Annotated in this window: 31 protein-coding genes and 1 tRNA gene; 25 read left to right on the plus strand and 7 right to left on the minus strand. The window is 64.6% G+C overall.

Translation table 11 applies throughout. From position 1 onward, the window contains the following. Positions 1-67: 67 nt before the first annotated feature. The 3 genes from AAFG13_RS31335 to AAFG13_RS31345 are packed head-to-tail and all read left to right on the plus strand — an operon-like array spanning position 68 to position 3,258. Entirely contained in the window at positions 68-1,207 is a 1,140-nt protein-coding gene (locus AAFG13_RS31335) for a patatin-like phospholipase family protein (protein ID WP_342709195.1), read from the plus strand. Next, on the plus strand, positions 1,207-1,905 hold the full coding sequence (locus AAFG13_RS31340; RefSeq protein ID WP_249131925.1) for a hypothetical protein: 699 nt from the start codon (positions 1,207-1,209) through the stop codon (positions 1,903-1,905). Before AAFG13_RS31335 ends, AAFG13_RS31340 begins: the two co-directional genes overlap by 1 nt. 27 nt (positions 1,906-1,932) lie before the next feature. Further along, a complete protein-coding gene (locus AAFG13_RS31345; protein WP_342709196.1) occupies positions 1,933-3,258 on the plus strand; it encodes a TRAFs-binding domain-containing protein in 1,326 nt (441 codons plus the stop codon). A gap of 23 nt (positions 3,259-3,281) precedes the next feature. Here the strand turns inward: AAFG13_RS31345 and AAFG13_RS31350 are convergent, their stop codons facing one another. Continuing rightward, the gene (locus AAFG13_RS31350) at positions 3,282-3,947 is read right to left on the minus strand and encodes an O-methyltransferase (RefSeq protein ID WP_342709197.1); all 666 of its coding nucleotides are present in this window, start codon (positions 3,945-3,947) and stop codon (positions 3,282-3,284) included. 92 nt (positions 3,948-4,039) lie between these two features. Here AAFG13_RS31350 and AAFG13_RS31355 point away from each other — a divergent pair, with 92 nt between their 5' ends. Beyond that, positions 4,040-4,672 carry a TetR family transcriptional regulator gene (locus AAFG13_RS31355; protein WP_342709198.1) on the plus strand — a complete coding sequence of 211 codons (633 nt, stop codon included), beginning with the start codon at positions 4,040-4,042 and terminating at the stop codon, positions 4,670-4,672. Between the two features lie 295 nt (positions 4,673-4,967). On the opposite strand, the gene AAFG13_RS31360 is transcribed toward AAFG13_RS31355, so the two are convergent. Beyond that, positions 4,968-5,219: a hypothetical protein gene (locus AAFG13_RS31360; RefSeq protein WP_097673702.1), complete on the minus strand. Its 252-nt coding sequence runs from the start codon at positions 5,217-5,219 to the stop codon at positions 4,968-4,970. A 517-nt stretch (positions 5,220-5,736) separates the two neighbouring features. On the opposite strand from AAFG13_RS31360, the gene AAFG13_RS31365 reads away from it, so the two are divergent. The 15 genes from AAFG13_RS31365 to dhaK all read left to right on the plus strand — a co-directional run bounded on the left by AAFG13_RS31365 (position 5,737) and on the right by dhaK (position 19,681). After that, positions 5,737-6,201 (plus strand): RidA family protein, encoded by a 465-nt coding sequence (locus AAFG13_RS31365; RefSeq protein ID WP_212314091.1) that lies wholly within the window; start codon positions 5,737-5,739, stop codon positions 6,199-6,201. 267 nt (positions 6,202-6,468) lie between these two features. Next, on the plus strand, positions 6,469-8,436 hold the full coding sequence (locus AAFG13_RS31370) for a thiamine pyrophosphate-dependent enzyme (protein ID WP_342709199.1): 1,968 nt from the start codon (positions 6,469-6,471) through the stop codon (positions 8,434-8,436). A gap of 13 nt (positions 8,437-8,449) precedes the next feature. Then, positions 8,450-8,836 (plus strand): cytochrome c, encoded by a 387-nt coding sequence (locus AAFG13_RS31375; protein WP_342709200.1) that lies wholly within the window; start codon positions 8,450-8,452, stop codon positions 8,834-8,836. A 624-nt stretch (positions 8,837-9,460) separates the two neighbouring features. Beyond that, on the plus strand, positions 9,461-10,819 hold the full coding sequence (locus tag AAFG13_RS31380) for an extracellular solute-binding protein (RefSeq protein ID WP_092118707.1): 1,359 nt from the start codon (positions 9,461-9,463) through the stop codon (positions 10,817-10,819). A 75-nt stretch (positions 10,820-10,894) separates the two neighbouring features. After that, positions 10,895-11,869: a sugar ABC transporter permease gene (locus AAFG13_RS31385; RefSeq protein WP_342709201.1), complete on the plus strand. Its 975-nt coding sequence runs from the start codon at positions 10,895-10,897 to the stop codon at positions 11,867-11,869. Continuing rightward, the gene (locus AAFG13_RS31390; protein ID WP_342709202.1) at positions 11,866-12,828 is read left to right on the plus strand and encodes a carbohydrate ABC transporter permease; all 963 of its coding nucleotides are present in this window, start codon (positions 11,866-11,868) and stop codon (positions 12,826-12,828) included. Before AAFG13_RS31385 ends, AAFG13_RS31390 begins: the two co-directional genes overlap by 4 nt. Next, positions 12,825-13,040 carry a hypothetical protein gene (locus AAFG13_RS31395; protein WP_212314080.1) on the plus strand — a complete coding sequence of 72 codons (216 nt, stop codon included), beginning with the start codon at positions 12,825-12,827 and terminating at the stop codon, positions 13,038-13,040. The genes AAFG13_RS31390 and AAFG13_RS31395 overlap by 4 nt, the downstream gene beginning before the upstream one ends. Before the next feature lie 4 nt (positions 13,041-13,044). Further along, the gene (locus AAFG13_RS31400) at positions 13,045-14,142 is read left to right on the plus strand and encodes an ABC transporter ATP-binding protein (protein WP_342709203.1); all 1,098 of its coding nucleotides are present in this window, start codon (positions 13,045-13,047) and stop codon (positions 14,140-14,142) included. Further along, positions 14,135-15,160 (plus strand): ABC transporter ATP-binding protein, encoded by a 1,026-nt coding sequence (locus AAFG13_RS31405; protein ID WP_212314076.1) that lies wholly within the window; start codon positions 14,135-14,137, stop codon positions 15,158-15,160. The genes AAFG13_RS31400 and AAFG13_RS31405 overlap by 8 nt, the downstream gene beginning before the upstream one ends. A 21-nt stretch (positions 15,161-15,181) precedes the next feature. Continuing rightward, positions 15,182-15,805 (plus strand): dihydroxyacetone kinase subunit DhaL, encoded by a 624-nt coding sequence (gene dhaL, locus AAFG13_RS31410; protein WP_092118690.1) that lies wholly within the window; start codon positions 15,182-15,184, stop codon positions 15,803-15,805. Then, positions 15,802-16,194, plus strand: a complete 393-nt coding sequence (gene dhaM / locus AAFG13_RS31415; protein WP_092118687.1) for a dihydroxyacetone kinase phosphoryl donor subunit DhaM — start codon at positions 15,802-15,804, stop codon at positions 16,192-16,194. The genes dhaL and dhaM overlap by 4 nt, the downstream gene beginning before the upstream one ends. 22 nt (positions 16,195-16,216) lie before the next feature. Then, complete coding sequence (locus tag AAFG13_RS31420; protein WP_171947833.1) at positions 16,217-16,528, plus strand: HPr family phosphocarrier protein; 312 nt, start codon at positions 16,217-16,219, stop codon at positions 16,526-16,528. A 1-nt stretch (position 16,529) separates the two neighbouring features. Beyond that, positions 16,530-18,149 (plus strand): phosphoenolpyruvate--protein phosphotransferase, encoded by a 1,620-nt coding sequence (gene ptsP, locus AAFG13_RS31425; RefSeq protein ID WP_342709205.1) that lies wholly within the window; start codon positions 16,530-16,532, stop codon positions 18,147-18,149. After that, on the plus strand, positions 18,142-18,564 hold the full coding sequence (locus AAFG13_RS31430) for a hypothetical protein (RefSeq protein WP_050405512.1): 423 nt from the start codon (positions 18,142-18,144) through the stop codon (positions 18,562-18,564). The genes ptsP and AAFG13_RS31430 overlap by 8 nt, the downstream gene beginning before the upstream one ends. Before the next feature lie 133 nt (positions 18,565-18,697). After that, positions 18,698-19,681, plus strand: coding sequence for a dihydroxyacetone kinase subunit DhaK (dhaK, locus tag AAFG13_RS31435; protein WP_342709207.1), 984 nt, complete (start codon positions 18,698-18,700; stop codon positions 19,679-19,681). Between the two features lie 185 nt (positions 19,682-19,866). On the opposite strand, the gene AAFG13_RS31440 is transcribed toward dhaK, so the two are convergent. Continuing rightward, positions 19,867-19,951 (minus strand) — tRNA-Leu (locus AAFG13_RS31440). Between the two features lie 159 nt (positions 19,952-20,110). On the opposite strand from AAFG13_RS31440, the gene AAFG13_RS31445 reads away from it, so the two are divergent. Then, a complete protein-coding gene (locus tag AAFG13_RS31445) occupies positions 20,111-20,683 on the plus strand; it encodes a disulfide bond formation protein B (RefSeq protein ID WP_342709209.1) in 573 nt (190 codons plus the stop codon). Between the two features lie 37 nt (positions 20,684-20,720). Here the strand turns inward: AAFG13_RS31445 and AAFG13_RS31450 are convergent, their stop codons facing one another. After that, complete coding sequence (locus tag AAFG13_RS31450; protein ID WP_342709210.1) at positions 20,721-21,182, minus strand: hypothetical protein; 462 nt, start codon at positions 21,180-21,182, stop codon at positions 20,721-20,723. On the opposite strand from AAFG13_RS31450, the gene AAFG13_RS31455 reads away from it, so the two are divergent. The 4 genes from AAFG13_RS31455 (at position 21,181) to AAFG13_RS31470 (ending at position 22,540) form a co-directional block, all read left to right on the plus strand. Beyond that, a complete protein-coding gene (locus AAFG13_RS31455) occupies positions 21,181-21,450 on the plus strand; it encodes a hypothetical protein (protein ID WP_212314072.1) in 270 nt (89 codons plus the stop codon). The genes AAFG13_RS31450 and AAFG13_RS31455 overlap by 2 nt on opposite strands. Next, positions 21,443-21,739, plus strand: a complete 297-nt coding sequence (locus AAFG13_RS31460) for a hypothetical protein (RefSeq protein ID WP_212314071.1) — start codon at positions 21,443-21,445, stop codon at positions 21,737-21,739. Before AAFG13_RS31455 ends, AAFG13_RS31460 begins: the two co-directional genes overlap by 8 nt. A 37-nt stretch (positions 21,740-21,776) precedes the next feature. Next, positions 21,777-22,061 (plus strand): DUF1488 family protein, encoded by a 285-nt coding sequence (locus AAFG13_RS31465; RefSeq protein ID WP_092123564.1) that lies wholly within the window; start codon positions 21,777-21,779, stop codon positions 22,059-22,061. A 98-nt stretch (positions 22,062-22,159) separates the two neighbouring features. Then, the gene (locus tag AAFG13_RS31470; protein WP_212314070.1) at positions 22,160-22,540 is read left to right on the plus strand and encodes a hypothetical protein; all 381 of its coding nucleotides are present in this window, start codon (positions 22,160-22,162) and stop codon (positions 22,538-22,540) included. A gap of 272 nt (positions 22,541-22,812) precedes the next feature. Here the strand turns inward: AAFG13_RS31470 and AAFG13_RS31475 are convergent, their stop codons facing one another. Together AAFG13_RS31475 and AAFG13_RS31480 are read right to left on the minus strand one after the other, a co-directional pair. Beyond that, a complete protein-coding gene (locus AAFG13_RS31475) occupies positions 22,813-23,877 on the minus strand; it encodes an AbrB family transcriptional regulator (protein WP_212314353.1) in 1,065 nt (354 codons plus the stop codon). A 155-nt stretch (positions 23,878-24,032) separates the two neighbouring features. Beyond that, positions 24,033-24,305 carry a PsiF family protein gene (locus tag AAFG13_RS31480; RefSeq protein ID WP_212314068.1) on the minus strand — a complete coding sequence of 91 codons (273 nt, stop codon included), beginning with the start codon at positions 24,303-24,305 and terminating at the stop codon, positions 24,033-24,035. 207 nt (positions 24,306-24,512) lie between these two features. On the opposite strand from AAFG13_RS31480, the gene AAFG13_RS31485 reads away from it, so the two are divergent. Continuing rightward, entirely contained in the window at positions 24,513-25,004 is a 492-nt protein-coding gene (locus tag AAFG13_RS31485) for a hypothetical protein (RefSeq protein WP_342709211.1), read from the plus strand. A gap of 64 nt (positions 25,005-25,068) precedes the next feature. Here the strand turns inward: AAFG13_RS31485 and AAFG13_RS31490 are convergent, their stop codons facing one another. Further along, on the minus strand, positions 25,069-25,626 hold the full coding sequence (locus tag AAFG13_RS31490; RefSeq protein WP_342709212.1) for a TetR/AcrR family transcriptional regulator: 558 nt from the start codon (positions 25,624-25,626) through the stop codon (positions 25,069-25,071).

Below are 25,626 nucleotides of genomic sequence, written 5' to 3' on the forward strand. Positions count from 1 at the left end.
ATTGAGCCTTCGGCCGTGATCGGTCGGCCGTATCGAGATCAGCAAAAGTCATAGTCGGGGGGCAATTATGCCGAAGACCAAGCAGCAGCATCTTGATCGTGAAGCCGGACCGAAGCGGATACTGGCGCTCGACGGTGGCGGCATTCGCGGCGTTCTGACGCTCGAATATCTGGCCGTGATTGAGACGCAGTTGCGCGAGCGGTACAAGAACAACGACCTGCTGCTGTGCGACTATTTCGATCTGATCGGCGGTACCTCGACGGGATCGATCATCGCGGCCGGGCTCGCCTGCGGCATGACGGTGGACGCCCTGAAGAAGCTCTATCGCTCGATCGGCACGGACATCTTTCAGGAATCGTTCTGGCGGCGGGGGCTGCTGGCGCCGAAATTCAATTCCGACGCCTTGCAGCTCGCGCTCGATGCGCAGCTCGGCGCCGACACCGTGATCGGCGGCGATCGCATCCGCACCGGCTTGATGATCATGACCAAGCGGCTCGATACCGGCAGTCCCTGGCCGCTGCATAACAATCCGGACGCGGTCTTTGCCAAGCAGGACGGCGCGTTGCGGCTGACCCAAGCGGTGCGCGCCAGCACCGCGGCGCCAACCTATTTCAAACCGGAGGAGATCACGATCTCGGCGCGCGACGGTCACACGGTCAACGGCGCCTTCGTCGACGGCGGCGTCAGTCCGTTCAACGATCCGGCTCTGCAACTCCTGATGCTCGCGGCACTCCATGGCCACGGCTTTCGCTGGCATACCGGCAAGGACAAGCTGCTGCTGATCTCGGCGGGTACCGGCGTATTCAGGTCGACCTACCCGACGGAGCAGATCCTTCACATGCCGGCGGCGGAGCAGGGCGTGCGCTCGCTGCAATCGCTCATGGACGATTGCAGCCGGCACAATCACGGCATGCTGCAATGGCTGACCAATTGCCTGACGCCGTGGCCGATCGATCGCGCGGTGACGGATATGATAGCGGACAGCCAGAACGGGCCGCAACTCGCGACCTATGCGCGCTACAACGTGCTGCTGGAAGCGGCTTGGCTGAAGGAGAAGCTCCGCATCGATCGGACGCCGGACGCGCTTGCGAAGGTCGCCGCAATGGACGACCCGAAGAACATGGATGAACTCGCCGGGATCGGACAGCTCGCTGCGAAGGAGCAGGTCAGGCCGGAACATTTCCCACAGGCCTTCGATCTCACGTGATGCCGCGCGCAACGCGCGTCACGACACGCGGATCCCGGCTTCGACAAGGAATTTGGCTTCAGTTAAGTTCGTCACCTGGACACAATGATCCAATCATGAGTCGAGGTGCCGCGATGGCCACGGAACAAGACGCCAAGTCACCGAACACGGTGGTTCTCTTCAGCGGTCACATGATCGATGCGCCAGATCGAAAAACGCCACGCTTTCCACCGGACAAGGAGCCCGCGGCCGCCGCTGCGATTGCCGACGCACTTGCGAAGATCGGTGTCACCAAAGGTGATCTCGCCATTTGCGGCGGCGCCTGCGGCGGCGACCTGTTGTTTGCGGAAGCCGCCCTCGCGCAGGGCATGCGGCTTGAAATCTATATTCCATTCGACGAACCGACGTTCCTTGCCGGCTCGGTCGATTTCGCCGGCGGCAACTGGCGCGCGCGCTATTTCGCGGCGAAATCGAAGGCTACGCTACACGTCATGCCCGACGAACTGGGGCCGCTGCCGGCCGGCGAGAACGCCTACGAGCGCGACAATCAATGGATGCTGGAGCGGGCCGCCCGGTTTGGCGACAAGAAGCTCGCCTTTGTCTGCCTGTGGAACGGCGAAGGCGGCGATGGACCCGGCGGCGCCAAGCACCTGATGGATGAGGCGGGGCGCAAGACGACGTGGGTTTACTGGCTGGATACGAGAAAATTATGGGACTAGGAGATTTCGAAAATGCCGTCGTGTTTCATGATCATGCCTTACGGTCGCAAACCGACCCAGGCCGACCCCAAGTTTGGTCCGGCCGAGATCGATTTCAACGCGCTGTGGGATCGCGCCTACGTACCCGCCATCAAGGCACTCGGTTATCAGCCGGTGCGTGCCGACCAGGACACCAGCGCATTGATCGTCAGTGAAATGCTGGAACGGATCTACTTCGCCGATCTCGTCCTGGCCGACATGACAATTCCGAACGGCAATGTCTATTATGAGGTCGGTATCCGCCACGCGTCACAGAAGACAGGATGCGTGCTGCTTGCGGCCGACTGGTCCAAGCAATTGTTCGATGTGGTGCAAATGCGAACCGTCCGTTATCCGCTGCCCGAAGGCGAGATCACCGAAGCGACCGCCGCCGCCATGCAGGCCGCGATTAAGGAGCCCATCAAGGCGCTTGCTGACGGGATTTCGCCGATGCACCAGTCGATTCCGGGCTATCCGGACAAGGTTGATCCGCGCAAGGCGATGACGATGCGGAGCCAGCTCGCCGAGCAAGCCGCGTTTCAGACCAAGATACGCGCGGTGCGCGCGGCGCCCACGGATCAGCGCATGGCACGGGCCCAAGCGCTGATCGCGACCGAGGGAAATTCGCCCGCCACTTATGCAAAGGCGCTCGCTTTGTTGCTGATGCTGCGCGACTGCGTCAATGATGCCGCCGACTGGAACATCGTGCTGGATTTCATCGGCAAGCTTCCCGACCGCTTCTCCAACGAGCCTGAAGTGCAGGAGAATCGCGCATTTGCCGCGGCCCAGGCCGGCGACGACATCCAGGCCATTGCCGAGATCCAGACATTGATTGATTTCGCGGGACCGACGCCGGAGCGGCTCGGTTTGATGGGTGGCCGCCACAAACGCCTCGCCAGAGCCGCACCAGCCGGCTCTCCCGAACGCAAGCAGGAGCTAGAGAAAGCGATCGACTGCTATCAGCAGGGTATGGAGCTCGACCTTAACGCCTACTATTGCTCCAGCAATCTACCTCGACTCTATCGCACGCGGGGAAGCGCAGGCGATGAGGAGCGCGCGCAATCGGCACTGCGGCTGGTGATCGCCGCGTGCGAGCGGGCGAGGCGGATGCAGATCGCCGACGAATGGCTGCGCCCGACGCTGCTCGCCGCGGCCTTCGATCTCGGCGAGCCCGACAAGGCAGATGAACTTGCAGACGCCGTCATTGCCGAGGGCCCTGCCAGTTGGAAGGTGAATGCCGTGCTGGGAGATCTCGAAGACACCGTGGCGCATGTTGACGACGCCGCAAAGCGCGCACGGTTGTCCGCCATCATCGACAAGATCAAGACGGCTTAACCGCGCGCTTCTTGCATTCGGCGTCAGCCCAGCCGCATCGACAGCTCGACGTCTTCGCCGAACGGCACCGACAAATAGCCGCTCGCCGGCGAGCGCACCCGTGCCAGATAGTCGGGGCTGTGGTCGGCATTGTCGGCGACGACGAAGGCGCCCGGCTTCAGGCGGCCCTCCACGAGATCGAGGATGTCGGGGTAGAGCGCCTTGGCGCCGTCGAGCAGCACGAGGTCGATCGTATCGGGCAGATCGGCGCGCAATGTCTTGAGCGCATCGCCCTCGCGGATCTCGACCAGGTCGTCGAGGCCGCCGGCGGCGAGATTGTCCCGGGCGCGCGCCACCTTGGACGGCTCGAATTCGGATGTGATCAGCCGGCCGCCGCCATTGTCGCGCAGTGCGGCGGCGAGGTGCAGCGTCGAGATGCCGAACGAGGTACCGAACTCGACGATGTTCCGCGCCCGTGCGCCGCGCGCCAGCATGTAGAGCAGCGCACCGGTCTCGCGCGAGACCGCGAGCGGCACGTTGTTGAAGCGGCTGTAGAGCGTGCGGTAGTCGGTCCTGCTGCGCATCAGGCCCGCCTGCTCCTCGTCGGAAAGGTCGGCCACCGCGCGCCGGGTTTCTTCCCTCGCGGCGGAGGCTTGCGCGAACAGGCGGTCGAGCAGGCCCGCGAGCTCAGGTGAAATGAGGATGGTCATGTCGGTCTCCGGTCAAAAGCGGCGCATCCTTGCGCCCCGGCAGAAATACGAATAATTAGTCGCATTCGCTAATCGCATTCCCCAGGGCGTTCATGACCGGACGACGAAGCTCTTCAATTTCCTCGCGAAAGCAGCCGCAACAGGCCCGCTCGGCCGAGCTCGTCGCGGCGATCCTCGATGCTGCTGTTCAGGTTTTGACGAAGGAGGGCGCGCAGCGTTTCACCACAGCACGGGTGGCCGAGCGGGCCGGTGTCAGCGTCGGCTCGCTGTACCAGTATTTTCCGAACAAGGCGTCGATCCTGTTCCGGCTGCAGAGCGATGAGTGGCGACAGAACTCCAGCCTGCTGCGCAGCATTCTCGCCGATCGCACGCGGCCGCCATTGCAGCGGTTGCGTTCGCTGCTGCACGCCTTCATCCGCTCCGAATGCGAGGAAGCGGCGGTGCGCGTCGCGCTGAACGATGCCGCGCCGCTTTATCGTGATGCGCCCGAAGCCCGCGAGGCGCGCGCATCGGGCGAGCGCATCGTCGAGGTCTTCATGCGCGAGGCATTGCCGAAGGCATCCGACGCGGTCCGCGCGACGGCCGGCGATCTGATCACGACCACGATGAGCACAGTGGGCAAGGATTTTTCAGAAAGCCCGCGAAGCCAGGCCGAAATCGAGAGCTACGCCGATGCTATGGCCGATATGTTCTGCGCGTATCTGAAGAGTCTCGGAAAGCGCTGAACCGGGATGCTCATAAGTAACGCTTGGCAGCCAGCAGGAATCCGAGAACGCCGCCGGTCACAGCGAAAACCGTCACGGCATTGCAGATGCTGACATAAGCGGCCGACCAGCAGGAAACGGCCGTGGAAGCAGCTGCGACTTTCTTCGGTTTCTGAGGCAAGCCAATGCATTCCTGAAAAAAGGCGCCGCCACCAGGTCAACGCAGGTGACGGCGCCCGTCTGAGGGCTTCAGGGCGAAACCCCGCCTCAGCGTAAATCGCGATGATGAACGGTTCGTATATCGCGTCGAGGTTCCCTAAAACGAAGCGTAAGCGTTTCGGAACGCGATGGCGCCTGCCAATGAGCGCGGCCGCGTGCGCACGGCATGTCCATCGTTACCGCTCTGGACGATCCACTGGCCGTTCTCGTGGCCCACGATCTTGCCGACGTGGTGACGCCAGACGACGATCGCGCCGACCGAAGGGCCGCCTGCATTGCTGCCGTATCGCGCCCAGGAGCGCGCGAGATTGTATTGCGGGCCCGGGTCGCTGCCGACTTGGGTGCGCATGAACCACCCGCACCACGCAGCGGGGCGACCGGAATGGGCATGGTGTCGATGATGGTGATGACGGCCGCGAGCTTCAGCAGCAGATGAAGCGAAGGCCAAAAGCACGGCGACAGCCGCGAGAGTTTTACGCATTACAAAGTCCTCTTGTTGTTGGCAGACCATCCTGATTGTGAGAGGGGCGCAGCGATGATCTGCGATTTGGTTGCGAAGCGACCGCATCGGTCAGGCGACGCAAAACAGAGGCGGGGACATGGCCCGCACGGGCCTTTAAGAAACGGGCTATGGCCAAAATATGGCAGCCAAATCCCGTCTGGCGGCACAGACATGGCCGGCATGTTCTGCGCGTATCTGAAGAGCCTCACGAAGCGCTGATACGGGCAGAATTGCTCCGAGAGCATGTTCGTAGGTACCGCGTCGCGCGGAACCGGGTTAACAGAAGCGCCCGGCGGCAGACGGAGCTCCGCTTCGCTCAGAAGCCGCCGTCCGGACAGGAGGGCCAGTTCGCTGGCATGCAATCGTGAATCTTGAGCAGCGGCTGAACGAACTCAACATCGAGCTGCCGATGTCGGCGGCGGCCGGCGGCGCCTATGCGCCGGTCGTGATCCATGGCGACACGATCTATGTCAGCGGTCAGCTTCCGCGCGACGGCGACAAGGTGCATGTCGTCGGCCAGGTTGGCCGCGATGTCACACTGGAGGAAGCCAAGCGGGGTGCACGGCTGGCGCTGATCCGCGGATTGGCCGCGATCAAGGCGCATATGGGGTCGCTCGACAATGTCACGCAGATCCTGAAGCTCACCGTGTTCGTGCACAGCGCCGCGGATTTTAGCGGTCAGACGGCAGTCGCTGACGGCGCGTCGGAGCTGATCATGGAGCTGTTCGGTCCGGAACGGGGACTGCACACCAGGACGAGCGTTGGCGTCGCGCAGCTTCCGCGCAACGCATCGATCGAAGTCGAGTTGATCGCAGCGCTGGCGCGCTAGAGCATGATCCGGAAAAGTGCGAAGCGGTTTTCCGAAAAGATCATGCTCAAACGACAAGCTAAAGCGCGATGACGATTCAACTCAATCTCATCGCGCTTTAGGCCGAAGCGCGTCTTCATCTTCCCATGCCAATTTCGCGGAGCACCTCAGCCAAAAGCTGCACGCTTACGCGTCTGTGTGTTGACGGCTGCCGAGCTTCGGGACGACATTGATGCCAACAAGCAACGAGCTCGTAGGCATCTGGTCTAAGTTCCCGGAGAGGACACCATGTCGAAACGCAGCGAAAAGCGCCGCGCAGGCGCGCTCGACCCCGGCCGCCGAAATTTCCTGAAGGGTGCAACCGTCGCCGGTGCGGCGGCGCTGGCTGCCCCCGCCGCCGCCAATACCGCAATGTCAGGCATTGCCGAACAGCGTCCCAAGGAAGCGCTCAAGGCGGCGCTCCCCGGCCCGAGGCTCGCGGCTGCGGACGCGCTGCCGCCGCCGGCCGATCCGGTCAATCAGACCTCGAGCGGCGGCGACTTCATGGTCGACGTGCTCAAGACGCTCGACATCGATTACCTCGCGATGAACTGCGCCTCGAGCTTCCGCGGACTGCATGAGGCCATCATCAATCATGGCGGCAACAAGAAGCCCGAGATCATCACCTGTCCGCATGAAGAGATCGCGGTGCATATGGGCCAGGGCTACGCCAAGATCGAGGGCAAGCCGCTCGCCATGATCTGCCACGGCGTGGTCGGCCTGCAGCATGCATCGATGGCGATGTACAACGCGTGGTGCGACCGCGTCCCCGTCATCGTGATGGGCGGCAACATCATGGAAGCCGACAAGCGCGCACCGGGCGCCGAATGGCCGCATTCGGCAATCGACCCCGCGGCGCTGACCCGCGACTTCGTCAAGTGGGACGACCAGCCGGCCTCGCTGCAGCATTTCGCGGAATCGGCGTTGCGCGCCTACAAGATATCAACCACGCCGCCGATGGCGCCGGTGATGCTGTCGCTCGACCAGGAGCTGCAGGAAAACCCGATCGAGAATCGCGACCGCCTACGCATCCCGAAATTCACCCCGGCGCTGGCGCCGCAGGGCGACGATGCGGCGCTGGCCGAGCTCGCCAAAATGCTGGTCGCGGCGGACAATCCGGTGATCCTGTGCGACCGCATGGCGCGCACGCCCGCCGGCATGCCGCGCCTGGTGGAGCTTGCGGAAACCCTGCAATGCGCCGTGATCGATAATTTCGGGCGGATGAATTTTCCTTCGCGCCACCCGCTGAACCAGTCGTTCCGCCGCTCCATCCTGTCGCAGGCCGATCTGATCCTGGCGCTGGAGGTCAACGACATCTGGGGCTCGCTCAGCGATTTCCACGATCGCATCGTGCGTACCTCTGAGCCGCGCTACAAGAAGTCGGCCAAGATCGTCACGCTCGGCACCCGCGGCCTGTACATGAAGGCCAACTACCAGGACCTCGGCCGCTATCAGGAGGTCGATCTCGACATATCAGGTGATGCAGAAGCGAGCTTGCCGGCCCTGACCGAGCAGGTCAAACGCCGGATCGACGAGGGACGCAAGACGGCGTTCGACGCGCGCGGCAAGAAGCTCGCGGCCACCAAGCTCGCCACCGTCGAGCAGGCGAAGCTTGACGCAACGATCGGCTGGGACGCGAGCCCGATCACCACGGCGCGGCTGTGCGCCGAGCTCTACAGCCAGATCAAAGATGAGGACTGGTCGCTGGTCGGCACCTCGATCGGCCTGTCATGGCCGCATCGCTTGTGGAATTTCACCAAGCCCTATCAATGGAACGGCGGTTCCGGCGGCGGCGGTGTCGGGTACACTTTGCCGGCTTCGCTCGGGGCTGCGCTCGCCAACAAGCGGCACGGACGATTGACGGTTGCGATCGGCGGCGACGGCGACTTCATGTTCGTGCCGTCGACGCTCTGGACGGCCGCGCACCATCAGATCCCGATGCTCTACATCGTGCACAACAACCGCGCCTACCATCAGGAATACATGTATCTGCAAGCGATGGCCGCCCGCCACGGCCGCGGCATCACCAACGCCGATATCGGCACCACGATCAAGGATCCCTTCGTCGACTATGCGACCGTCGCCAAGGGGGTCGGCGTCTATGGCGAGGGACCGATCAGCGATCCGAATGCGCTGGCGCCGGCGCTGAAGCGCGCCATCGCCATGGTCAAGAGCGGCCAGCCGGCGCTGCTCGACGTCGTGATGGATCAGCGGTGAAGTGGAGATGGCGATGATGAATGGATCTGTGAAGCGTCTCGCCGCCGTCGCCGCGATCGCGGGGGCTTTCGCTACTGGCGACGTCGTTGCATCGCGCGCCGAGGACGCGCCGGCAGGCGATGCCGTCAATGGCAAGCGGCTTTATCTTGCCGACGGCTGCTTCGAATGCCACGGCCGCGCCGGGCAGGGCGGCCGTTTCAACTACCTGACGCCTGCGCTGGCGCAGATCGCGCTGCCGGTGGAGTCCTTCATCGCCTTCCTGCGCGAGGCGCCGAACGACATGCCGTCATTCTCCGCCGACGTGCTGTCTGACAAGGATGCCGCCGACATCCACGCCTATCTCAGCACGCTGCCGGGACCGAAGGCGGCCAAGGATATTCCGCCGATCCTGAACCAGTGAGGCAGTTCGCGAAGCGCTGGTCCGTTCCGCCGTCGCTCTCGCGCGCTTTCGCTTCGCCGGATGCGCTTCGCCCTTGCAGCCCACGCGTGGCGGTGCCACGCGATGCAGTACACGTTTGTCGATCACGCTTCGCGATTGGCTCTGCTCGATCGCGTTCGCCTTGCTTTGACGAGGTGATGCGAAACGGGCGGGGCGTTGGCCAACGCTCGTTTCAGATGGCGCAAGGCGACGCAGGCAGAGCGTTCGCCATTGCGCTGAACGTTCAGTAAAATGATCCACTAAACATCGGGCAGAGCCGAGCGCTGGGTGCTTTCCACTATCGGCGTTGGTGCACTGCAGCGATAATCTCGCGCTGGACAGCGCGGACGGCTTCTCCTGAGGTTCGTGAGAAACCCGCTTGACGGGTTCCTGAATTTAGTAATACGTTTAGTATTACAAAAACGATAAACATCCCGCATCGAGCTGATGCGTGGGAGGAGCCCCGCGATCCGGACCCCGATGCCCGGACGCGTTCAGTCTCGCTCTCCATCATCGCTCATCAACTCGGTTTTCGAAGTCTCGGCGTCAATCCGGCAGGGATGCGCCGGGCGAGTTAGGTGCTTCAACGATAGGGAGGAAATGGATATGCGAAGATTGGGATGGTTACGCAGTACGGTGGCGTCCGCGGTCGTTGCGGCCGCAGCACTTGGCGGTCTCGGCGGCGGGCAAGCCGCAGCCCAAGGCAAGCAGCTCACGCTGTGCTGGGCGGCATGGGACCCGGCCAACGCGCTGGTTGAACTGGGCAAGGACTTCACCAAGCAATCCGGCATCGAGATGAAGTACGAGTTCGTCCCCTGGACGAGCTACGCCGATCGCTTCCTCAACGAGCTCAACTCGCACGGCAAGCTCTGCGACCTGATCATCGGCGACAGCCAATGGATTGGCGGCGCCGCCGAGAACAAGTGGTACGTCAAGCTCAACGACTTCTTCGACAAAGAGAAGATCTCGATGGACGATTTCGTCCCGGCGACCGTCGTCGGCTACTCGCAGTGGCCGAAGAACACGCCGAACTACTGGGCGCTGCCGGCCATGGCCGATGCGGTGGGCTGGACCTACCGCAAGGACTGGTTCTCGCGGCCCGAGATTCAATCCGCGTTCAAGGCCAAGTACGGCCGCGATCTGGCGCCGCCGAAGACCTATGACGAGCTGAAGCAGATCGCCGAGTTCTTCCAGGGCCGCGAGATCGACGGCAAGAAGGTCTATGGCGCCTACATCTTCACCGAGCGCGGCTCGGAAGGCATCACGATGGGCGTGACCAACGTGCTCTACAATTACGGCTTCGCCTACGACAATCCGAAGAAGGCGTATCAGATGCAGGGCATCGTCAATTCCGCCGACGCGGCCAAGGGGCTCGAGTTCTACAAGGAGCTCTACAAATGCTGCACGGCGCCGGGCATGACCAACGCCTACATGCAGGAAGGACTCGATGCCTTCAAGTCGGGCCAGGTCGCAATGCAGATGAACTGGTTCGCCTTCTTCCCCGGTCTCTACAAGGACCCGAATGTCGGCGGCGACAAGATCGGCTTCTTCGTCAACCCGGCAGGTCCCAAGGGGCACTTCACGCAGCTCGGCGGACAGGGCATCTCGGTGGTGGCAACCTCCGACCACAAGGACGACGCGCTCGCCTACATCAAATGGTTCGCGCAGCCCGCCGTGCAGCAGAAGTGGTGGCAGATCGGCGGCTACTCGGCGCTCAAGGCGGTGGTCGATGCGCCCGACTTCCCGAAGAGCGCGGCGTTCGCGCCGCAATTCCTGGAGTCGATGGGTATCGTGAAGGACTTCTGGGCCGAGCCGTCCTACGCGCAGCTGCTGCTCGACATGCAGAAGCGGGTGCATGACTACGTCGTCGCCGACAAGGGCACGTCACAGCAGGCGCTCGATCTCCTGGTCAAGGACTGGACCAAGGTGTTCAAGGAGCAAGGCAAGGAAGTCGCCTCGCAATAGCACCCGCCTGCACTTCACCTGAACAGGATTCCCCGAGGGCCGCCTCGGGGAATCCGAACCGGCCCAGGCCAGCTGATGGACACGATGACGACGATCCTCCAACCCGATCATGCTACTATCCCAGGCGTGAGCAAGCCTGTAAAATCCCGCGCCGCCCGGCGCGTCCGCGGCCTGTCGGACCGGGCTATTGCCTGGCTGTTCGTCGCGCCGACGATTGCGCTGCTGCTCGCGATCAACATCTTTCCGCTGATCTGGATGATCCGGCTGTCCTTCACCAACCTCAACCTCAGCATGTCCTATCTGCCGCTGCGGTTCGTTGGCCTCGACAATTTCAGGGACATCCTCACCGACGAGGACGTCTGGTTCCGGCTGCAGACCACGGCGCAGTTCGTGATCTCGTCGGTGGCGTTGCAGGTGGTCATAGGCTTCGGCCTCGCGCTTTTGATCAACCGTCAGTTTCGCGGCCACAGCTTCTGGACCACGATCATCCTGCTGCCGATGATGCTGTCGCCGGCGGTGGTCGGCAATTTCTGGACGCTGCTGCTGCAGCCGCAGATCGGGCCGTTCAATTACCTGATCAGCCTGTTCACTGGCGTGCCGCCGAGCTCGTTCAGCATGACCGGGCAGGTGTCGCTGGCACCGTGGACCATCGTGCTGGTCGATACCTGGATGTGGGCGCCCTACGTGATGCTGATCTGCCTCGCCGGGCTGCGCTCGATCCCCGACTACATCTATGAGGCCGCGGAAGTCGATCGCGCCTCGGCATGGCGGCAGTTCTGGTCGATCACGCTGCCAATGACGGTGCCGTTCCTGATGCTCGCGGTGCTGTTCCGCGCGATCGAGAACTTCAAGATGTTCGACATGGTCAACCTCCTGACCTCGGGCGGGCCGGGCTCGACCACCGAGCTGGTGTCGATCTCGCTGAAGCGCGCAGCGTTCGAGAAGTGGCGCACCGGCTATTCCTCGGCGCTCGCCATCATCCTGTTCGTGACCGTGTTCGGCGCAGCCAACATCTACGTCAAGACGCTCAATAAGGTGAAGCAACGATGACCGCTGCCGCCACCAAATCCACCGCGCATTCCATCGTCGAGGCCTCGCCGCGCACCAAGGCGTTCGCCGGCGGCTTCGTCATCCTGTATGCCGTGATCACGATCCTGCCGCTGCTGTGGATCGTCGCCACCGCGTTCAAGTCGCAGAGCGACGCCATCGCCTATCCGCCCAAGGTGATCTTCGAGCCGACCCTCGAAGGCTATGTGAACCTGTTCACGGTGCGGACGCGCCAGACGCCGGATTTCATCGCCAAGCTGCCGCCGCCGGAGACCTGGTACGACAAACTGGTACGCAAGCGGGACATGGTGATCGCCGGACCGTCCAAGGTCGTGCCGCGCTTCGTCAACTCGCTGATCATCGGCTTCGGCTCGACCTTCCTCGCGGTTTTCCTCGGCACGCTCGCGGCCTACGCGTTCTCGCGCTTCCGCATTCCGCTGGCGGACGATCTGCTGTTCTTCATCCTCTCCACGCGCATGATGCCGCCGGTCGCGGTGGCGATCCCGATCTATCTGATGTACCGGCAACTCAATCTGACCGACACGCGGCTCGGCATGATCCTGCTCTACACCGCGGTGAACGTCTCGCTCGCGGTCTGGCTGCTCAAGGGTTTCATCGACGAGATCCCGCGCGAGTATGAGGAGGCGGCGCTGGTCGACGGCTATACCCGGCTGCAGGCGCTGCGCAAGGTGGTGCTGCCGCAGGCCGTCACGGGAATTGCGGCGACCGCGATCTTCTGCCTGATCTTCTCCTGGAACGAGTACGCCTTCGCGGTGCTGCTCACCAGCGGCGAGGCGCAAACCATGCCGCCTTTCATCCCCTTCATCATCGGCGAGGGCGGACAGGATTGGCCGGCGGTTGCCGCCGCGACCACGCTGTTCGTCGTGCCGATCGTCATGTTCACCGTGCTGTTGCGCAAGCATCTGCTGCGCGGCATCACCTTCGGAGCGGTGCGCAAATGAACGGGTCTGCGGTTGCCAAGAATAGCGCAACTCGGGGTGGCGTAGGTCGCTGGTTCCGTCGCGGGCCGTGGGAAACGGTCGCGATGACCCTGATCGGAGGCGGCATCGTCATGCTGGTGCAGCCCTGGTCGATCGATCTCTACAGCTACTCGTTCGTGACGATCCTGGCCGGCACCGTCGGCTTCGTCATCGTCAGCCACTTTCCGGAATAGCGCCATGGCACAGATCCGCATCGAAAACCTCCGCAAGTCGTTCGATCAGTTCACCGCGGTGGAAGGCTCGACCTTCACGATCGACGATGGCACGTTCTTCGCGATGCTCGGGCCCTCCGGCTGCGGCAAGACCACCACCTTGCGCATGATTGCCGGCCTCGAGCTGCCGACCGAAGGCAAGATCCTGCTCGATGGCGAGGACGTCACGTTCCACCGTGCGGCCGCACGCGATATCGCCTTCGTGTTTCAGCTGTTTGCGCTCTATCCGCACATGAATGTCGGAGAGAACATCGGCTTCCCTCTGAAGTGCCAGGGCATGGGCCGCCGCGAGATCCGCGAGCGGGTGCAGGAGACCGCACGGATGTTGCGGATCGAGCATCTGCTGTCGAGCAAGACCTCGAAGCTCTCGGGCGGCGACCGGCAGCGCGTCGCGCTCGGGCGTGCCATGGTGCGGCGTCCGAAGGCGTTCCTGATGGACGAGCCGCTGGGTGCGCTCGACGCCGAGTTTCGTCATCTAATGTGCGGCGAGCTGCGCGACCTGCACGATCGCATCAAGGCGACCACAGTCTATGTCACCCACGACCAGCTCGAGGCGATGTCGATGGCCGACCAGATCGCCGTCATGAACAAGGGCTGTGTCGAGCAGATCGGTACGCCGCAGGAGGTCTACGACCGGCCCGCGAGCATGTTCGTCGCCGATTTCATCGGCTCGCCGCCGATGAACTTCCTGCGCTTCGAGGGCGGCTTGCGATCCGGCGATCGCGCGGTCAGCTTCCACGACACCAGGCTTGCGGTGCCAGAAATTCGCGAGGACCGCGCCAGCGCGCCGCTGGCGCTCGGCGTCCGTCCGGAGCATATCCGCTTCGCCGACGCGGGCGCCGTTCGCGGCGAGGTGTTCGGCGCGGAATATCTCGGCACCACCCAGATCGTCACCGTCGACACGGCATATGGCCGGGTCGCGGCGCGGCTGCCTTCAAGTGCATCGGTGCAGATCGGCGAGGCCATCGGTCTCGAATTCAATGCCGAGCGGCTGGCGCTGTTCGACATCGGCAGCGGCCGTGCGATCCGGACCGCGAGCGCGGAGGGTGTGCGCCATGGCTGACGTCACCCTGCGCAACGTCAATAAGCGCTTCGGCGCGATCGAAGCCGTCCGGGATCTTTCGCTGACGGTGAACGACGGCGAATTCCTGGTCCTGCTCGGACCGAGCGGCGCCGGCAAGACCACGACGCTGCGGCTGATCACCGGACTGGAGAGCCCTGATACGGGCTCCGTCATGATCGACGGCCGCGACGTGACGCATGATCCGCCCGGCTCGCGGGACATCGCCTTCGTGTTCCAGCAATATTCGCTGTATCCGCATCTCACGGTCTACGACAATCTGGCGTTTCCGCTGCGCTCTCCCGCGCGGCGGGTCGCGGAGCCGATCATCCGCAAGCGCGTCGAACAGACCGCGGAGCTGCTGCATATCGCAAGCAAGCTGAACAACCGCGCCACCCGCCTCTCCGGTGGCGAGATGCAGCGCGTGGCGATCGGCCGGGCCCTGGTCCGCGATCCCTCGATCTATCTGATGGACGAGCCGCTGTCCTCGCTAGACGCAAAACTCCGTGCTGAGCTTCGCCTCGAACTCAAGCGGATCCAGATCGAGCTCGGCGCGACCATCCTCTACGTCACCCACGATCAGGTCGAGGCGATGACGATGGCCTCGCGGATCGGCGTGATCAGGGACGGCCAGTTGCTTCAGCTCGGCACGCCCCGGGAGATCTACGAGAGCCCGTCCAGCAGCTACGTCGCCTCGCGGCTCGGTACGCCTCAGATCAACTTCCTGCCGGCTCGCCTGCTCTCCGATGTCGCGGTGCCGGCCGGAACCGAGACGGTCGGCATTCGCACCGAGCATCTTCAGCTCGCCGCGCGCAATGGCGGGCAGATGGTCGGCCGGGTGCATCGGGTCGAGCACCTCGGCGAGCAGAATCATGTTCATCTGGACTATAAGGGCGAAACGCTGGTGACGCTGGCGGATCCGCATCAGCCGCTGCAGGCCGGCCAGGAGGTCGACTTGCATCTGGTGCATCCGTTGTGTTTCGACCGCGCGGGGCAGCGCATTGCCGTGGCGGGTCATTAGAGGGGCGAGAGGATCGAGGAGATGTCGGTGCCATCAGAGACATTCAAGTCGTTGGTCAAGGCGGCCGCAGAGCAGGTCATCGCCAGTGCGCCAGAGCTGACGAGCCTGGATCAGGCGATCGGCGACGGCGACCACGGGACAAACATGAAGCGTGGTTGCGAAGCCGTGCTCGGCAAGCTCGATGCGATCTCGGCGCAGCCGCTCGACGAAGCGCTGAAGATGATCGGCAAGACCCTGGTGATGACCGTCGGCGGCGCCTCCGGGCCGCTCTATGGCAGCTTCTTTCTTGCCGCCGGCGAGGCGCTGTCGCACGACAAGCACCTGCCCGAGGATCTCGCCGATGTGTTCGGCAGCGCCGTGAACGCAGTGAGCGCGCGTGGCCGCTCGCAGGTCGGCGAGAAGACGATGCTGGATGTGCTGGTTCCCGTGCTCGAGACGTTGAAGACGGCGGCCGGCCAGCCGGATCTGATCGCGCGAGTGCGCACCACCGCGACCGAGGCGGTCGAACGGACGGCGCCGATGCAGGCCACCAAGGGACGCGCCTCGTTCCTCGGCGCGCGCAGCGTCGGGCATGTCGATCCCGGCGCACGGTCGAGCTGCGTGCTGGTGCAGGCGGTGTGCGCGGGCCTGGAGGCACGGGCATGACCGACACCGTGGGAATCGTGATCGTCTCGCACTCCAGCGACATCGCCAAGGGAACCGCCGACATGGTGCGGCAGATGGTCGGCAGTGAGGTCAAGGTGGCGTTCTGCGGCGGCAATCCCGACGGCGGATTGGGCACCAGCGTGCCGCTGATCATCGACGCTATCAATGACGCCTGGTCTCCGAAGGGTGTCGCGGTGCTGGTCGATCTCGGCGGCGCCGAGACCAACAGCGAAATGGCGGTGGAGATGCTGGAGCCTGCGCGGCGCGATCTCGTTGTCGTCTGCAACGCACCGATCGTCGAAGGCGCCGTGATGGCGGCGACCGAGGCGGCGGGCGGCAGCTCGCTGGCCCAGGTCAAGGCCGTGGCCGAGGAACTCTCTGCCGATTGAGATGTCGGCGAAGCGATGATGGATGATGAGTATGCTTGATAAAGCGGACGGACAGATCTTCACCGGCAATGTGCGGCTGGTGCATGCGGTGGGCATGCACGCGCGCCCGGCAGTCAAGCTGACCAAGCTCGCCAAGAAATTCCAGGCGCAGATCTCGGTGCGGGTCGCGGGTGCACCCGAGTGGATCAATGCCAAGAGCGTGGCCAAGATCATGGCGATGCGCGCCGCGCACGGCAGCACGATCGAGATCAAGGCATCCGGCAGCGACGCCGAGGCCGCCGTCGCGGCCCTGGTCGACCTGGTTGCCAGCGATTTTCCGGATGGAGCGGGCTAGCATGCAGGGCGGCGCTGCAGGATCGGCTTACCGCGGCAGGACCGCCTCGATCGGCTTTGCCCACGGTCCGCTGGTCCGCGTCGATGCGGGCGCGGGCGGCGAGCGGGTGGCCGGCACGCTGGTCGAGGAGGCGCTCGCCTTGCGCAAGGCGATCGATCTCGCAAGCGGGCAGATCGCTGATCTTGCCGCCAGCGCCGGCGGCGAAGCCGCGCAGATCCTCGAATTCCAGGTCGCGTTGCTCGAGGATGAGGATCTGATCGAGGCGATCTTCGCGTCGATCGGCGAGGGGCGTCCGGCCGACGTCGCATGGCGCTCGACGCTCGACGAGCAGATCGCGGAGTACAATTCGGCGGCGGATGAGTATCTGCAGGCCCGTTCGTCGGACCTTGCGGACCTGCGCGACCGCGTGGTCCACATCCTGCGCGGCGACGAAGGCGAGCCGCTGAAGATCCCGAGCGGAGGCGTCGTCTGTGCCGATGACCTGCCGCCGTCGCGCTTCCTGGAGATCGACTGGTCCGGCGGCGGCGGCCTGGCGCTGCTGCACGGCAGTCCGACCAGCCACGTCGCGATGCTGGCGCGTGCGCGCGGCATCCCGATGGTCGTGCAACTCGGCGCCATCCCAAATGCCGGCGCCACGGCGCTGCTCGATGGCGAAGGCGCGACGCTGGAGCTCGATCCCAGCGCCGAGCAGGTGCGCATCTTCGAGAAGCGGCGCGAGAGCCATCGCAAGAGCAGGGCATCCGCGCGCGCGATCCTGCGGCGACCGACGGCCTCGTGGCGCGGCGAACACATCAAGCTCCTGATCAATATCCAGCGGGTCGACGACCTCGATGATGCGGATGCGCAATATGCCGACGGCATCGGCCTGATGCGGACGGAATTCCTGCTCGCCGGGCGAAGCGACCTGCCGGATGAGGAGACGCAATTCCAGGCTTATGACGCGGTTTTGCGCTGGGCCGGAGCGCGGCCGGTCACGATCCGCACGTTCGATGCCGGCGGCGACAAGCCGGTGCCTGGCTTTACATTCGATGGCGAAGCCAATCCGTTCCTCGGCGTGCGCGGCTTGCGGCTCTGCCTGGCCCGGCCGGAGATTTTTGCCGTCCAGCTCCGCGCGCTGGCCCGCGCTGCGGTGCGCGGCAATCTCAAGGTCATGTTCCCGATGGTGACGTCGGCGGACGAGCTCGAGGTGGGACGGAAGCTGTTCGCCGGCATCGTGCAGCGCTTGCAGGCGGACGGCATTGCCGCGATGCTCCCGGAGCTCGGAATCATGGTCGAGGTTCCGGCGGCGGCCCTGGCGGTCTCGAGCTTCAAGGCGTCGTTCTTCTCGATCGGCTCGAACGATCTCGCGCAATATGTGCTGGCCTGCGATCGTTCCAACGGAGCTCTCGCCCCCCTGATGGACCCCTTGCATCCCGCAGTGCTCGAACTGATCGCGCGGACCGCGGAGCACGGCCGCCGCGCCGGCATCGGCGTCAGCCTGTGCGGCGACATGGCGGGCGATCCGCGCTGTCTTCCCGCGCTTCTGAATTGCGGCCTGCGCGAATTGTCCGTGAACGCATCGGCACTGGCGCAGATCAAGCAGACCATCGACCGGCTGAGCAGCGGAGGCAGCGTTGGCTGACACGGCGGCCGATGAAGCGCCCGAAGCCGGCGCGGTCGCGGCCTACAAGCGCATCTTCAAGGAGGTGCTGGAGAGCCGCCCGTCCGGCATGCGGCTGCGCCTCGCCCATGCCATGGGCAAGAACCGCAGCTTCGTCAGCCAGATCAGTAACCCGGCCTATCCGGTGCCGATCCCGGTGCAACATCTCAACACGATCTTCGATGTCTGCCACTTTCCGCCGCAGGCGAAGACCGCCTTCTTGCGCGCCTATGCGCGTGCGCATCCGCGCCGCGTCGGCCGGCTGAGCGAAGGCTCGCACGAGCGGACGCTGACATTGCATCTGCCGGATCTCGGCAGCGCCAAGCGCAATGCCGAGCTCGACGCGCTGCTGCAGGAATTCACGCGGCGCCTGATCGGTATCATGCGGGAAAAATAGGCGAAAACGCCAACCAAAGCGTTTTCGAGCGAAGTGGCTACCGGTTCGCGTGAAGAAAACGCGTCAAAACAACAACCTGGAGCTTCGTTCCGATTGATCGGAACGAAGCTTTGGACGAAGCGGGGAGGAGACCATGAAGAAGTTCATCAATGCCGTCGACAATGTGCTCGGCGAAAGCCTCGACGGCTTTGCCGCTGCGCATGCCGATCTGGTCGTGCTGGGCGCCGAGCGCAAATTCGTGCGTCGCCGCGAGTTGAACGGCAAGAAGGTCGCGCTGGTCTCGGGCGGCGGCAGCGGGCATGAGCCGCTGCATGCCGGTTTCGTCGGCTACGGCATGCTCGATGCGGCCTGTCCCGGACAGGTGTTCACCTCGCCAACGCCGGACCAGATCGTCGAAGCCGCGCATGCAGTCGCGGGCGATGCCGGCGTGCTGTTCATCGTCAAGAACTATGCGGGCGACCGCATGAACTTCGAGATGGCGGCCGAGATCGCCGAAGGCCGCACCGCCACCATCGTGACCGACGACGATGTCGCGGTGGAGAAATCGACCTACAGCATCGGCCGCCGCGGCGTCGCCGGCACATTGATCGTCGAGAAGATCGTCGGCGCCGCCGCCGAGAAGGGCGCCGATCTCAAGACCTGCGTGGCGCTCGGCGAGCGTGTCAACGCGCGGACGCGTTCGATGGGCGTGGCGCTGACCAGCTGCACGGTCCCGGCCGCGGGCACGCCGACCTTCACGCTCGGCGAGGACGAGATGGAGATGGGCGTCGGCATCCACGGCGAGCCGGGCCGTCGCCGCGTCAAGCTCGCGGAGGCCGACGCGATCGCATCGGAAATGACGACCGCCATTGCGGACGATCTCGCAGCGCCCGCCGGCTCCGAGGCGCTGCTGCTGGTCAACGGCTTCGGCGGCACACCAACGATCGAGCTCTATCTGATGTACAACGCCGCGCGCCGCATGCTCGAGCAGCGCGGCTTGCGCATCGCGCGCTCGCTGGTGGGCAGCTACGTCACCTCGCTGGATATGGCCGGCTGCTCGCTGACCGTGAGCCTGCTCGATGCCGAGACGTCGGCGCTGTGGGACGCCCCGGTGCGCACGACCGCATTGAAATGGTGATCGCCGCTGCTGTCGGCCGCAGGTATGTCGGCGCAGCTCAAAAGGACTGATATTGGAATCCGCGGGCCCATACCCGAAATGAGGCCGTCCGTCTTCGCTCTCGCGTCGCTCGAGCTTCGCCGGACACGCTTCGCCCTTGCAGTCTTGGCGCGGCTGCGCCACGCGAAGCCCGCAAGGGCGAAGCGTGGTGCCCCTGGCCGGAATCGAACCAGCACTCCTTGCGGAACTCGATTTTGAGTCGAGCGCGTCTACCAGTTCCGCCACAGGGGCATTCGCGGTGGTCCAGACCGAGACGGGCCCAGGGTCGCGAAGCGCGGCGGACTATAGCGGGCGGCCCGTCACGGTCAACCCGCGCGGATGTGATTGTCCCGCGCCTCGACAGCGGTATTTTCACGCGATACGACCCGGGCTGAGCATGGAGCAGGGGCCATGACCCTGCCGAACGATGCTCGCAGGAGGACTGCCGTGACGCTCGCTACCGCCCATCCGTCGGATGCTTCCGCCAGCGGCAATCCGGCGCTGACCTCGGCCCTGGCGATTGCCGTGATCGCGGCGGCGACGCTGGCCGGCGCCTGGTTCTTCCAGCTGGTGCTGGAGATCATGCCCTGTCCGCTCTGCCTCGAGCAGCGCTATGCCTATTACCTCGCGGTCCCGCTCGGCGCCGTGGTGGCGCTCGCGGCCGCCCGTGGCGCGGCGCGTCCGGTGCTGATCGCGGGCCTTGTGATCCTCGGCCTCGCCGCGCTCGCCAATGCCGGGCTCGGCGCCTATCACGCCGGGGTCGAATGGGGGTTTTGGCAGGGACCGACCGACTGCACCGGCCCGATGGTGGATTTCGGCAAGGCCGGCTCGCTGCTGGATCAGCTCGACAAGGTGAAGGTGGTCCGCTGCGACGAGGTGCAGTGGCGCTTCCTCGGCATCTCGCTTGCCGGCTACAACGTGCTGATCTCGCTGCTGATGGCCGCGGTCGCCGGCTGGGGCGTGGCGAAGGCAGCCAAGGTCTGACTGAGTGGGCTGATTTACAGGCCTTGTCTCAATCGATCTATTTCTTCTTCCCCGGCGTGAAGCTCGGCTGTCCGCCCTTCAGGCTGGGAGCCGCGGCGATCACCTTGATCTTCTCCTTCTTGGGCTTCTTGACCTCGCGGTTGCCGTGTCGCTCGCCTTTGGACATGTCGGTCTCCCTCTGTTTATCGAGATCATCGACTCGGTCAGAGCCTGCTTCCGGAGCAGTCCCGAACGTCGACGTGGATTTGCTTTGCCGGAAGTGATGGTGATCGACCGTAGGCCGATCGCACCCGAATAGCGAGCGCCAAAGCGGTTTGCGGCGCCCTGCGGCAACAACGCCCAGCATGCTGTGAGGAGCGGTCTTTGCCCCTCGTTCGGCGAGAAAGCCAGGAACACCAGGAAAACCAATAAGAAAGCATTGGCTATTGCCGCCGAAGCGGCGCATGCTGCCAACGGGGCCGCGCACCGGCGCAAGGCGTTTCGCAAAAGGCTGGCCCATGACCATGCGCTCCCGACGTGAAGTCGTCACCTTCCAGCATCCATTCCGGATCAGAGGCATCGATCGTGAATTGCCCGCAGGCGCCTATGAGGTCATTACCGACGAAGAGGCGATCGAAGGGCTCTCGTTCGCGGTGTTCCGCCGTGTCGCCACGATGATCATCGTCCCGGCACAAGGCTCGCGCGGATTGACGACGGAGATGGTGTCGATCGGCTCGGTCGATCTGGCGGACGCCCAGCGTATCGACGCGAGCGCATCCAATGGCTGACGAACCGCTCGACCTCGATCGCCGTCGCGGTATGGCAGCCCAGAAAGCCACCGATATCCGCCGTGCGCTGGCGGAAATCGAGACCCATGCGAGGGATCTGCGCGAACGGCAGGTCTCGCTCGAAACCGGACTGCTGGCGGTACCCGCGACGTCGTGGCCGGAGGTGGCCGCCAAGGCGCGCTACGTTCTGAACCTGTACGCCGCGAGCCTGCCGCCGGAGGATACAAGGCATCGCGATCTGGTCACGGCAATTCTCGAGGACTTTGTCCGGCTCACCGAGCCGCGATGAACCAGAACCACTTCGCGGCTTTGAAGGAGCTGGTCACATGACGCTTACCCAGGGTCGCTTCATCAGCTACGAATACGACCGGATGGTCGTGCTGTTTTCGATGCATGACGACGAGAAGGAGATCCATTGCGCGATCTCGACCTCCGCCATGGATGAATTGGAAGGCGGGGCGCTCGGGCGCGCGGGCCACCGCGAGACTCAATTCATGCGGCTGCGCGAGCGCATCGAGGCCTGCGCCGATGGCAAGTACCAGGCGAAGGAGTTCGAGGGGGCGCCGCCCCGGATCATCCTGCGCAGCATCGATTTCCGGAAGCCAAGGTAGAGGATTCCCTGTGCGAAGGTCCTGACGCGCGTGTCAGGTGTTACAAGGTGGAGGCTATCCCGCCGTCACCGTTCCGATCATGCGCGACAGACGAGCTCATGCTGATCATCGTGCACCGCGTCCCCGTCGAGTTGTTGCTGTTGGCCAATGAGACGTTGTTGCGCCTCAAGAGCCGACGCAATCTCGTCGCCACGCTGATGAGCGAGCAGCGCCCGAGATATACCATCTCCGAAATCCATGGTGCGAGCAGCCGGCTGACCGCGCTATGGCGCGCAGTGGCCAGAGAGCGGCTCGAGGAATGGAGCGAAGCACAGCCCGATTCGGTCTATGCCCGGATCACCGGGCCGTTGTGGCACGCTGCAGCCGTCGCGAAACTGCAAATGGACCGGGACGAGGAGCTATGGTTCGATCCCGGCGAACTGACAGCGTTGGCGCGATCGTTTCGCGATCAGCCGGAGCAGTCGACGGCCGAGGCATGATCGGGATTGGAACTGCAGGGTAGGTAGAGCCAACGGGTCCGCGCAAAGCGCGGCCCGATGACAGGCTCAGCGAAACCCACCACGCTGCCACGGTTAAGGTCCGTCCGCCTCTCAATCCGTCATGCTGAGGAGGCCGCGCTTGCGGCCGTCTCGAAGCATGCACGGCCCACCAGCCGGGCCGTTCATCCTTCGAGGCTCGCCCCGCTCGCACCTCCAGCGAAAAAGGCGAAGCCTTTGCGCGGGGGTGACGGAATTAGCAGGTGAGCCTTGGCCTAATCGTCGACGTCGTCCTGCGGCCGTCCGAACAGATGGATGATGCCCGGCGTCGAGATGGTGACGAACAGGAAGCGCGACAGATGATGCGCGCCGACGAAGATCGGGTCGATGTGCAGCGTCAGCGCCAGCGCCAGCATCGCGTCCATCGCGCCGGGCGCGAAGGCGACCACGACGTCGGCAAGCCGCACATGGGTGGTGAAGCCGATCACCGCGACGAACACGGCGGAGATTGCGATCGCGATCGCGAATGAGCCGAGCCCGGCATTGACGTGGCTCAGCAGGGTCGAGGTCTTCATCCGCGCAAACCGGGTGCCGATCAGCGCGCCGATGCCAACCAGCGCGATGTTGCGCAGCCAGGGCGGCAGGCCGCCATCGACCAGGCCTGAGCCGTGCAGCAGGCTGGAGGCGAGCATCGCGCCGAACATCCAGCTGGCGGGGAATTTGATCCAGCGCAGCAGCAGCGAGACGCCGATCGATCCGGCGACCAGGGCGAGGAGGCCGAACGGCGAGGCGACCGTCGTCGGCAATGGCGGCGGCGCCGCGTGAGTCACGCCGGTCAGCGCCAGCACCAGCGGCAGGGCCGCGGTCAGGATGATGACGCGCATGGTCTGCACCACGGCGATCGCCGCGACGTCGGCGCCCTTTTCCGCGGCGAGGATCGTGATCTGCGAGAGCGCGCCCGGGCTGCCGGCGAGGAAGGCCGAGGTCTGGTCCCAACCATGGATGCGCTGCAGATAGACGCTCGAGCCGAAGGTCGAGCAGAACGTCGCCAGCGCCAGCAGGGCGATGGTGAGCGGATAGGAGCTCATATGCTGCAGCAATTGCTGCGACATCAGCGAGCCCAGCGAGATGCCGAGCAGCAGCAGCACCGATTGCGTCAGCACCGGCGGCACCGCGAGCGGCCGTCCAGCCAATGCTGCGATCGCGACCGCGCACATCGCACCCGAGATCAGACCGCCCGGCAATCCCGCCCATAAAAACAGCAGGCCGCCGCCGGCGCCGATGACGAGAGTCTCGAGCCCGTTCAGAACTATGCTGCGGTCGGGAATGGCGGTCGCCATCGAAGCGCGGATCAGGGTCACGCCGCCTTATGGCAAATTCGCAACCACGCGACAATTGCATCTCGCGATTGCAGCATTGCGCCCCGGCTCGCCCGACGCACAGGTTTTCACCCTCCCCGGCGGGGAGGGTGAAGGATGTCAGATACGTCTACGCGTTACTTCGCGGCCGGCGCGGCGGCAGCACCGCCCGCCTTCTTGCACTCGGAGCGGAATTTCTTGCGCTCCTTGCCGTGCAGGCCCTTGGCGTCGGCCTCCTTCGAGCATTCCAGCGACTCGGCGGTGCGCGGCTTGGCTTCCTTGGCCATCTTGCCGTCGGCCTTCGGAGCGGCCTCCTTGGCGGCGGGGGCGGCGGTTTGCGCGAAAGCTCCGCCCATCAGCAGCAGGGAGGCAAGGGCGGTTGCGGTCGCGAGCGCGGAAATCTTCTTCATGGGGCACCTCGTGAGAGAAGGAGCCGAAACGTTGCGCGGCGATCATGAACCGTGGATGAATATGCGGTGGTCCAGCCGCCACAATATTTTAGCGGCCAAGGGCGTCCGCACGTTGTCGCAAGTCGGGGTTGCGCTAGGATAATGGTCTTACGCCAATGCCCCCCAGGGGAAACCCCACGGGAAACCAGGGATGACGGGAGACCAGGGATGACCATTCAGACCAGATTGTTGTGTGTGATTGCGGTGTCGGGCTTTGCAGCCTTTGCGGCGAGCGCGCCGGCGCAGGCCCTGACCGCGCAGGAATGCAGCGCCAAGTACCAGGCGGCCAAGACGGCCGGCACCCTCAACGGCCAGAAGTGGAATGATTTCCGCAAGGCGCAATGCGCCGCCGACGCGACCCCGGCCGCGGCGCCCGCCGCTCCGCCGCCCGCTGCCGCCGCGCCTGCTCCGGCCGCGCCGAAGGAAGCCAAGCGGGAGGCCGCTCCCGCCGCGGCACCGGCCGCACCGGCAGGGCCCGCCGTGTTTCCGAACGCGGTCGATCCCAAATACGCCAAGGAGTCCGAAGGCAAGCAGCGCATGCACACCTGCGTTGACCAGTACAATGCCAACAAGACCACGGGCGGCAATGGCGGCCTGAAGTGGATCCAGAAGGGCGGCGGCTATTACAGCGAGTGCAACAAGCGCCTGAAGGGCGCCTGAGCCGGCTGAAGCGAGTTTGACGGGCGGTCGGCGTAAGCCGGCCGCTTTTCTTTCGGCTGAAGCGCTACGGGCTTTCCGCGAGCAACTTGTCCGCCGATTGCGCCAGCAGTTGCGCGCGCTTGCGCGGGCCGCGTTCGAGAAACAAGAGGCTCTGGCCGAAGATGAAGCAGTAGAACAGGAACGCCTGCGCATCGGCTTCCTCGGCCGGTAGCCCGGTGGCGCGATAGAGCTGGCCGACATTCTTCAGCCGCGCGGCATCGACGCTCGCGGCGGCGGTGGCCGCGGCTTCGTCGGTGCGCGCCCATTGCCGGATCGCGAGCTCCACCGCCATCGCCTCGGTGTTCATGCGCTCCGAATAGAGCGTGATGATCGCCTTCAGCCGCTCACGCGCGCTGGCGCCGTCGAGCGCGGTCTGCTTCTCGATCGCGGCGATGCGGCCGTCGCGCCAGCGCGTCAGCATCGCCTCGAGCAGCGCGGCGCGATCCCTGAAGCGGCGGTAGAAGCCGCCCTTGGTGACGCCCAGATTCTTCGCCAGCACCTCGACCCGCACGCCGTCGACGCCGGTATGCGCGAGTTCGGCAAAGCCGGCCGCGACCCAGACGTCGCCCTTGCTTTCAGTCAT

This window comes from Bradyrhizobium sp. B124, assembly GCF_038967635.1.
Lineage (GTDB): Bacteria > Pseudomonadota > Alphaproteobacteria > Rhizobiales > Xanthobacteraceae > Bradyrhizobium.

Coding starts and splice junctions, on each gene's coding strand:
- AAFG13_RS31335 (WP_342709195.1), top strand. CDS start 68: ATGCCGAAGACCAAGCAGCAGCATCTTGATCGTGAAGCCGGACCGAAG.
- AAFG13_RS31340 (WP_249131925.1), top strand. CDS start 1,207: ATGCCGCGCGCAACGCGCGTCACGACACGCGGATCCCGGCTTCGACAA.
- AAFG13_RS31345 (WP_342709196.1), top strand. CDS start 1,933: ATGATCATGCCTTACGGTCGCAAACCGACCCAGGCCGACCCCAAGTTT.
- AAFG13_RS31350 (WP_342709197.1), bottom strand. CDS start 3,947: ATGACCATCCTCATTTCACCTGAGCTCGCGGGCCTGCTCGACCGCCTG.
- AAFG13_RS31355 (WP_342709198.1), top strand. CDS start 4,040: ATGACCGGACGACGAAGCTCTTCAATTTCCTCGCGAAAGCAGCCGCAA.
- AAFG13_RS31360 (WP_097673702.1), bottom strand. CDS start 5,219: ATGCGCACCCAAGTCGGCAGCGACCCGGGCCCGCAATACAATCTCGCG.
- AAFG13_RS31370 (WP_342709199.1), top strand. CDS start 6,469: ATGTCGAAACGCAGCGAAAAGCGCCGCGCAGGCGCGCTCGACCCCGGC.
- AAFG13_RS31375 (WP_342709200.1), top strand. CDS start 8,450: ATGATGAATGGATCTGTGAAGCGTCTCGCCGCCGTCGCCGCGATCGCG.
- AAFG13_RS31380 (WP_092118707.1), top strand. CDS start 9,461: ATGCGAAGATTGGGATGGTTACGCAGTACGGTGGCGTCCGCGGTCGTT.
- AAFG13_RS31385 (WP_342709201.1), top strand. CDS start 10,895: ATGGACACGATGACGACGATCCTCCAACCCGATCATGCTACTATCCCA.
- AAFG13_RS31390 (WP_342709202.1), top strand. CDS start 11,866: ATGACCGCTGCCGCCACCAAATCCACCGCGCATTCCATCGTCGAGGCC.
- AAFG13_RS31395 (WP_212314080.1), top strand. CDS start 12,825: ATGAACGGGTCTGCGGTTGCCAAGAATAGCGCAACTCGGGGTGGCGTA.
- AAFG13_RS31400 (WP_342709203.1), top strand. CDS start 13,045: ATGGCACAGATCCGCATCGAAAACCTCCGCAAGTCGTTCGATCAGTTC.
- AAFG13_RS31405 (WP_212314076.1), top strand. CDS start 14,135: ATGGCTGACGTCACCCTGCGCAACGTCAATAAGCGCTTCGGCGCGATC.
- dhaL (WP_092118690.1), top strand. CDS start 15,182: ATGTCGGTGCCATCAGAGACATTCAAGTCGTTGGTCAAGGCGGCCGCA.
- dhaM (WP_092118687.1), top strand. CDS start 15,802: ATGACCGACACCGTGGGAATCGTGATCGTCTCGCACTCCAGCGACATC.
- AAFG13_RS31420 (WP_171947833.1), top strand. CDS start 16,217: ATGATGAGTATGCTTGATAAAGCGGACGGACAGATCTTCACCGGCAAT.
- ptsP (WP_342709205.1), top strand. CDS start 16,530: ATGCAGGGCGGCGCTGCAGGATCGGCTTACCGCGGCAGGACCGCCTCG.
- dhaK (WP_342709207.1), top strand. CDS start 18,698: ATGAAGAAGTTCATCAATGCCGTCGACAATGTGCTCGGCGAAAGCCTC.
- AAFG13_RS31445 (WP_342709209.1), top strand. CDS start 20,111: ATGACCCTGCCGAACGATGCTCGCAGGAGGACTGCCGTGACGCTCGCT.
- AAFG13_RS31455 (WP_212314072.1), top strand. CDS start 21,181: ATGACCATGCGCTCCCGACGTGAAGTCGTCACCTTCCAGCATCCATTC.
- AAFG13_RS31450 (WP_342709210.1), bottom strand. CDS start 21,182: ATGGGCCAGCCTTTTGCGAAACGCCTTGCGCCGGTGCGCGGCCCCGTT.
- AAFG13_RS31460 (WP_212314071.1), top strand. CDS start 21,443: ATGGCTGACGAACCGCTCGACCTCGATCGCCGTCGCGGTATGGCAGCC.
- AAFG13_RS31465 (WP_092123564.1), top strand. CDS start 21,777: ATGACGCTTACCCAGGGTCGCTTCATCAGCTACGAATACGACCGGATG.
- AAFG13_RS31470 (WP_212314070.1), top strand. CDS start 22,160: ATGCTGATCATCGTGCACCGCGTCCCCGTCGAGTTGTTGCTGTTGGCC.
- AAFG13_RS31475 (WP_212314353.1), bottom strand. CDS start 23,877: ATGGCGACCGCCATTCCCGACCGCAGCATAGTTCTGAACGGGCTCGAG.
- AAFG13_RS31480 (WP_212314068.1), bottom strand. CDS start 24,305: ATGAAGAAGATTTCCGCGCTCGCGACCGCAACCGCCCTTGCCTCCCTG.
- AAFG13_RS31485 (WP_342709211.1), top strand. CDS start 24,513: ATGACCATTCAGACCAGATTGTTGTGTGTGATTGCGGTGTCGGGCTTT.
- AAFG13_RS31490 (WP_342709212.1), bottom strand. CDS start 25,626: ATGACTGAAAGCAAGGGCGACGTCTGGGTCGCGGCCGGCTTTGCCGAA.